The organism is Inquilinus sp. NPDC058860, assembly GCF_042743185.1.
Taxonomy (GTDB): Bacteria; Pseudomonadota; Alphaproteobacteria; order DSM-16000; family Inquilinaceae; genus Inquilinus.
Window position 1 is genome coordinate 45,743 of sequence record NZ_JBHYMS010000052.1, and the last position, 6,059, is coordinate 51,801.

At 71.0% G+C, this 6,059-nt stretch carries 7 protein-coding genes; all 7 read right to left on the reverse strand.

What is annotated here, in order from left to right; genetic code table 11:
- The 7 genes from ACFW16_RS27950 to ACFW16_RS27980 all read right to left on the reverse strand — a co-directional run bounded on the left by ACFW16_RS27950 (window position 1) and on the right by ACFW16_RS27980 (window position 5,908).
- Window positions 1-282 (reverse strand): helix-turn-helix domain-containing protein, encoded by a 282-nt coding sequence (locus ACFW16_RS27950; protein WP_088152402.1) that lies wholly within the window; start codon window positions 280-282, stop codon window positions 1-3.
- A gap of 148 nt (window positions 283-430) precedes the next feature.
- Window positions 431-1,321: an efflux RND transporter periplasmic adaptor subunit gene (locus tag ACFW16_RS27955; RefSeq protein ID WP_380311305.1), complete on the reverse strand. Its 891-nt coding sequence runs from the start codon at window positions 1,319-1,321 to the stop codon at window positions 431-433.
- Window positions 1,322-1,334: 13 nt separating this feature from the next.
- Window positions 1,335-1,532 (reverse strand): DUF1656 domain-containing protein, encoded by a 198-nt coding sequence (locus ACFW16_RS27960; protein ID WP_380311307.1) that lies wholly within the window; start codon window positions 1,530-1,532, stop codon window positions 1,335-1,337.
- Window positions 1,529-3,598, reverse strand: a complete 2,070-nt coding sequence (locus ACFW16_RS27965; RefSeq protein ID WP_380311309.1) for an FUSC family protein — start codon at window positions 3,596-3,598, stop codon at window positions 1,529-1,531. The genes ACFW16_RS27960 and ACFW16_RS27965 overlap by 4 nt, the downstream gene beginning before the upstream one ends.
- A gap of 16 nt (window positions 3,599-3,614) precedes the next feature.
- Complete coding sequence (locus ACFW16_RS27970; protein ID WP_380311311.1) at window positions 3,615-4,082, reverse strand: MarR family winged helix-turn-helix transcriptional regulator; 468 nt, start codon at window positions 4,080-4,082, stop codon at window positions 3,615-3,617.
- A gap of 74 nt (window positions 4,083-4,156) precedes the next feature.
- On the reverse strand, window positions 4,157-5,521 hold the full coding sequence (locus ACFW16_RS27975) for an NAD(P)H-dependent oxidoreductase (RefSeq protein WP_380311313.1): 1,365 nt from the start codon (window positions 5,519-5,521) through the stop codon (window positions 4,157-4,159).
- Window positions 5,522-5,548: 27 nt separating this feature from the next.
- Window positions 5,549-5,908, reverse strand: coding sequence for a GFA family protein (locus ACFW16_RS27980; protein WP_380311315.1), 360 nt, complete (start codon window positions 5,906-5,908; stop codon window positions 5,549-5,551).
- Window positions 5,909-6,059 lie beyond the last annotated feature (151 nt).

The following is a 6,059-nucleotide window of genomic DNA, read 5'->3' on the forward strand; positions in this document are numbered from 1 at the left end:
TCAGGCCGCTTCGGTGATGTCGAGGCGGACCGTCAGCCCGGCCCGGCCCGCGAGATTGATCAGCGCATCCAGGCTGAAATTGCCGATCCGACCGCGCAGGAGGTCGTTCAGTCGTGGCTGCGTGATCTGGAGCCGCCGGGCGGCCTCGGCCTGGGTGACATCCCAGCCCTGCACCTGCTGGCGGAGCGCGATCAGCAGATCCGAGCGCATCGTCATGTTCGCGGCCTCGGCCGGCGTGTCCTCCAGCGCATCCCAGACATTGTCGAAGCTCTGGCGTTCCATGGCAGCCTCATCAAACCGGAAGGCGCGGTTCCCTTCTTGTCATTGCCGGGCTTGACCCGGCAATCCAGAAGATGTCGACGCTCTCTGGATGCCCGGGTCAAGCCCGGGCATGACAACAAAGGGACTGGCGGCAAAGGGGCTGCCGTCCCTACTTCGCCGGCGCGGCCTCCGCCCCCGGCAGCACCTCGACCGTGGCGGTCATGCCGGAGGCCAGCAGCACGCCGTCGGGCACCTTGTCGATGGCGATGCGGACCGGGATGCGCTGGGCCAGGCGGACCCAGCTGAAGGTCGGGTTCACGTCGACGATCTGGTAGAACGAGTTCAGCGTCACCTCGCGGTCGGAGATGGCTCGGTCGATGCTCTCGACATGGCCCTCCAGCGGCGTCGACACGCCCATCAGCCGGATCTCGACCTTGTCGTCCGGCCGGATGCGCGGGATCTTGGTCTCCTCGAAATAGCCCCGGACATGGAAGCTGTCGGCGTCGACGATCGCCATCACCTGCTTGCCCGCCGTGGCGTAGGCGCCCTGGCGCAGGATCAGGGTCGAGACGTAGCCGTTGACCGGCGACCGCACCGTCGTCCGCTCCAGGTCCAGCTTCGCCGTGTCCAGCGCCGCCTGGTCCTGGTCCACCGCCGCGCGGGCGGCCCGGGCCGCCGATTCCGCCTGCTGCTGGGCCTCGACCGAGATGGCGTTGAGGCCGAGCCTGGCCCGCCGCGCGGCATCCGCCTCCAGCTGCTCGGTCTGCGCCTGCTGGCTGTCGAGCGCGGCCTGGGCCCGCTGCACCGCCAGGGTGTAGCGGTCGGGGTCGATCACGAACAGCACGTCGCCCTTCTGCACCTGCTGGTTGTTGGCCACCCGCAGGTCGACGACGATGCCGGAGACATCGGGCGCCACCTGCACGATCTCGGCCGCCACCCGGGCGTCCCGGGTCCAGGGGCTGTCGACATAGTACTGCCACAGCAGCACGCCGGCGACGACGGCGCCCGCCGCCACGACCAGGGTGATGACGACGCGCAGGGCGAGGGTTGCGTATTTCATGGTCCTCTTCCCCTCACATCGTCAGCGCGACAAGGGCGGTCAGGATGATCAACAGCAGCGACAGGTCGAACAGCGCCGGATGCCAGATCCAGCGATAGGCGCCGATGCGGCCGAGCCCGAGGCGCAGCAGGCCGGTGAGGACGAGCGCGACCAGCAGGTACCCGAGCATCGGCGACAGGTAGATGCCGGCGAGGTCGATTTCCTTGATCATGTCGGGGCCAGCAGGTCTTGGATCAGCGGCGGACCGTCGGTCTGCGGCAGGGCGAAGAATTCGGATTGCCAGGTCAGCGTCACCCGGATCGCGGTGACCGAGACCAGGGCGGTGACGGCGTCGCGGTCGATGTCGAGCGCCTGCAGCGCCTCGCCGGCCCGGGCCAGGGCCGCCATCGCCTCGGGCCCGCTGGCGCCGCGCCGGCGCCAGGCCTGGTCCAGATGCGCGGCCAGGGCGGCCAGCCCCGCCTCCACTGCCCGGGAAGCGGGTGGCGGCAGCCGGGGAGACAGGCGGCGCAGGATCATGATGTTGTGGCCGACGCGCAGGCTGGCCAGGCTGCCGTGCAGGATCGGCCGGTCGCCGGGCGAGGCGTGGTCGAGCCGCGAGAACAGCCCGTTGATGCGGTCGAACATCCGGCTCTCGAACTCGGCCTGCGAAAGGCCGGTGCCGGCCGCCATGCGCGACAGGTCGGCCATGATGCCGGTGACGAAGCGCTGCGCCATCCAGCGCACGCCGAACGGCCGCGTCAGCCGGAACAACAGCACGGCGAGGGCGATGCCGGCCAGGGTGGCGAGGCCGTTGTTGACCGCGCCGGCGAAGTCGAGCGAGGGCTGGTCGGAGAGCGCCAGCAGGGTCAGGAAGTTGATGCAGAGCAGCAGCGCCGAGGTGCCGACCCGCGGCACCGCCATCAGCGTCCCAGCCGGCACCAGTACCAGGGCCAGCGCCGCAGCCAGCATGACGAAGCCGTCGAGCCGGGGCAGCACCAGGGCGAAATAGATCAGGTAGATGACGAAGGCGACCGCCGCCATCCGCAGGAATTCCTTGGCCGGCAGCGCCGGCTCGTCCGCGCCGGAGAAGAAGCCGAACACCACCACCAGGATGGTGGCGGCGGCGGCGCCGTTGGGCCAGGCGGTGAGGATCCAGAAGCTGCAGCTGACCACGAGCGCGACGAAGGCGGTGATCCCGGCCATGATCGCGGCGGCCTGGTCGCGATGCCGGCTGACCGACGGCGCCGACCGCATGGTGCGCGGCCGGGTGCCGGCGGCGACATGGTCGCGCAGCCGCCGGCACTCGTCGCGCAGGGTCAGCACGTCCAGCAGCCGGTCCAGCAGGATCCGGACGATCATCGCGGTCTGGCTCTGCCGCAGCTCCGCCAGCGGCGGCTGCAGCGTGTCGATCAGGCGCCGGGCGGCGCCGATGCTGGCGTCGTCATCCGGCTGGTCCGGGCCCAGCGACCGGTCGGTGATCCGCGCCACCGCCTCGAAGGCCGGGCGGATCGCCTGCCACCGCGCCGGGTCGCGCAGGCGCAGCAACCGGCCGCGCTCCTGCACCGAGACCAGCACGGCGAGGAAGGTGAACAGCCGCCCCTGCAGCTGGCGCACCACGTCGTTGGCCAGGCGGATCGCCCGGGTGTCGAACACGGCGTGGGCGCGCAGCGTCTCCAGCGCCACCGCGTCGGCGATCAGCCGGGCGCGGTCGGCCTGGGGCGCCTCCTCCGTGCCCTCGGTGCGCAGGATGCCGACCGCCCATGTCGCGGTGGCCGCCAGCAGCGCCTCGATCCGGCCCAGCAGCACCGGCCCGACCGGGCGCGGCAGCACGACGGCGCTGAGCACGCCGGCGCAGGAGATCGCCAGCAGGATCTCGACGCAGCGGTTGGTGGCGACGTCGAACACGGTGAGCGGCGCGGCGATCGACGGGAAGCCGATGATCGCCGCGGTGTAGCCTGCCAGCAGCGGCGCGTAGGCGCCGGGCGCGTCGCGCAGCATCACCGACACGTAGATGCAGCAGCCGAACCACAGCGCGCTGGCCAGCACGAACAGCTCGCGCGCCTGGGCGAACAGGGCGACGAAGGTGACGCTGGCCAGCACACCGGCGGCGGTGCCGAGCACGCGGTAGACGCTCTTCGACAGCATCATCCCGGTCAGCGGCTGCGACACGATATAGACGGTCAGCACCGCCGTGCCCGGCGAGGACAGGTTGAGGCGCAGAGAGATCCAGGCGGCAAGCATCGCGGCGCAGAAGGTGCGCAGCGAGAACACGCCGTCGCGCCAGGTCGGCCAGTCCATCCGTCCCTCCGACGGCCTAGCGGCCGCCCTCCGGCGCCGGCCGGCCGGCCGAGATGTTCCGCTCGATCCGGCCCAGCAGGCCGAGACAGAGCATCATATCCTCGTCGGAGATGCCAGCGAGCAGACGCTCGCGGATCTCCGCGACGACGCCCTGGATGCCCTCCACCAGCGTCCGGCCGTCCTCGGTCAGGTGAACCGCCTTGGCGCGGCGGTCGGCCTCGTCCTCGCACCGCTCGATCAGCCCCTGGCTCTCGAGCGAGTCGAGCAGGCGGACCAGCGACGCCCCCTCGATCCCGAGGGACTCCGCCAGGTCACGCTGCCGGATGCCCTCGCCCAGCCGGAAGATGTGCAGCATCGGCTGCCAAGTGGCCGCGCTGAGCCCGTAGCGGCCCAGCGCCTCGTCGACCTCGCGCCGCCACAGCCGGGCGACGAGGAACAGGCGGAAACCGAAATCGGCCCGCGCGGTGGAGGGGGTGGTTGGCATGCGGATTTAATTAGGACGCTAATTATTAGCCACGAAGCGCAATTGCCGCATGCCAGCCAACACCGAGAAATGCGTCACGCCGCGGCAGCGCTCTTCGCGTCCGCCTCCATCGCGCGCCGAACACGCACCGCCTCGGTCTCCTCGATCGCGACGTCGTCCCAGCGCACCACGGCCCCGGCCGCCACCGGCCGCACCAGCCGGACCTTGTGGGCGAGGCCGATCGGCAGGGCGCCCGCCGCCAGCGAATCCTCCGCCCGCATGATCCGCCCCCAGACCGTATAGCCGCCCTCGCCGTCCAGCATCTCGCCGGCGGCCAGCGGCTTCTTGGCCACGGCGACGGCATCCGCGCGGAAGCCCGTCGGGCTGCCGGTCGCCTCGTGCCGCAGCGCCGCCGAGGCGACGCTGACGCCGAGCTCGAGGCCGATGAAATGCACGGTCCGGTACAGCGCGCCGTAGCGGCCGGAGGGGTCGACGGTGATGTTGTATTCGCGGAAGCAACGGCGGGTATAGGCGGCGCGCGCATCGTCGTCGCCGGCCTCGAACACGACATAGACGCCCCAGCGCAGGTCGTTGACGACCGGCCGGCCGTCGCGCTCCAGGCTGGTCACCACCTCGACCATGCCGGCGCGTTCGAGCACGCCGCCGGCGTCGCGCGGCCGCAGCACACGGGCGAGGTCATGCGCGCCCGCCGGCGGGAACAGCAGGCCGTCGCGCGGCGCCGTCAGCCCCGTGGCGTTGGCGATCGCCGCCATCTCGATCGCCGATTTGGTGCCGTCGATGAAGGAGTTGAACATCTGCGGGTTCATGCCGCCGGCCCGCGCCTCCTCGTCCGAGATGCCGAAATGGCCCCAGACCGTGTCGGGCGTGGACCGGTGGTAGCTCGGCAGGTACTTGGTGCCCTTGCCGGCGGCCACCACCCGGAAGCCGCAGGTCTCGGCCCAGTCGACCATCTCGCAGACCAGCGCCGGCTGGTCGCCATAGGCAAGGCTGTAGACCAGGCCCGCTTGGCGGAACCGCTCGGCCAGATAGGCGCCGGCCAGGACGTCGGCCTCGACATTCACCATGACGATGTGGCGGCCGTTCTCGGCCGACAGCAGCGCGTGGCGGATGCCGGCGGCCGGGCTGCCGGTGGCGTCGACCACGACATCCAGCCCGCCGGCGCGGATCAGCGCCTCGGCATCCTCGGTGACATGGGTCCGCCCCGACGTGCGGGCGTCGTCGAAGGAGGAGGCCAGGGCCGCGCCGACATCCCAGCCGGTGTTGGCCATCGCCCGGCGCACCCGCTCCGCCGACAGGTCGGCCACGCCCAGCAGGTGCAGGCCGGTGGTGGTGCGCAGCTGCGCCAGGAACATCGAGCCGAACTTGCCGGCGCCGATCAGGCCGACGCGGACGGGACGGCCCTCGGCGGCGCGCTGCCTCAGCTTGGTCGCGAGATTCATGGGGCCTCCTCGGCGAAGGAAGAAGGTTCAGTGGCTGCGGCCGTCGATCGGAATCGGGGTCAGGGTGGTGAGGTCGATATCGTCCAGGCAACGGACATTGACGGCGATCATCTCGGTGCCGTCCGGCTTGCGTCCGCGGGCGAAGGATTCGATGCCGCAGGTCGGACAGAACAGGTGGTGGATCACCTTCTTGTTGAACTGGTAGTCGGCCAGCCCGTCGCCGTCCGACAGCAGGGTGAATCGGTCGGGCGTGACGAAGGTCAGCATCAGGCCGCGCTTCTGGCAATGCGAGCAGTTGCAGCTCAGCACCTGCGCCAGGTCGGTCTCGGTCCGGTAGCGCACGGCGCCGCAGTGGCAGCCGCCCTCATAGGTCTTGGTCTCGGGCATGGGGCGTTCCTCCGGCTCTTGGATCGCCGCGAGTCACGGCGGCGTTGGAGCGGGAGGGTCGCCCGGCCGCGCCGGCTTGTCCATGCCGCCAGCCGAGATCAGCAAAAAGAGTCCCCCCTCCCCTCGCGGGAGGGGGCAGGGGGAGGGGGTT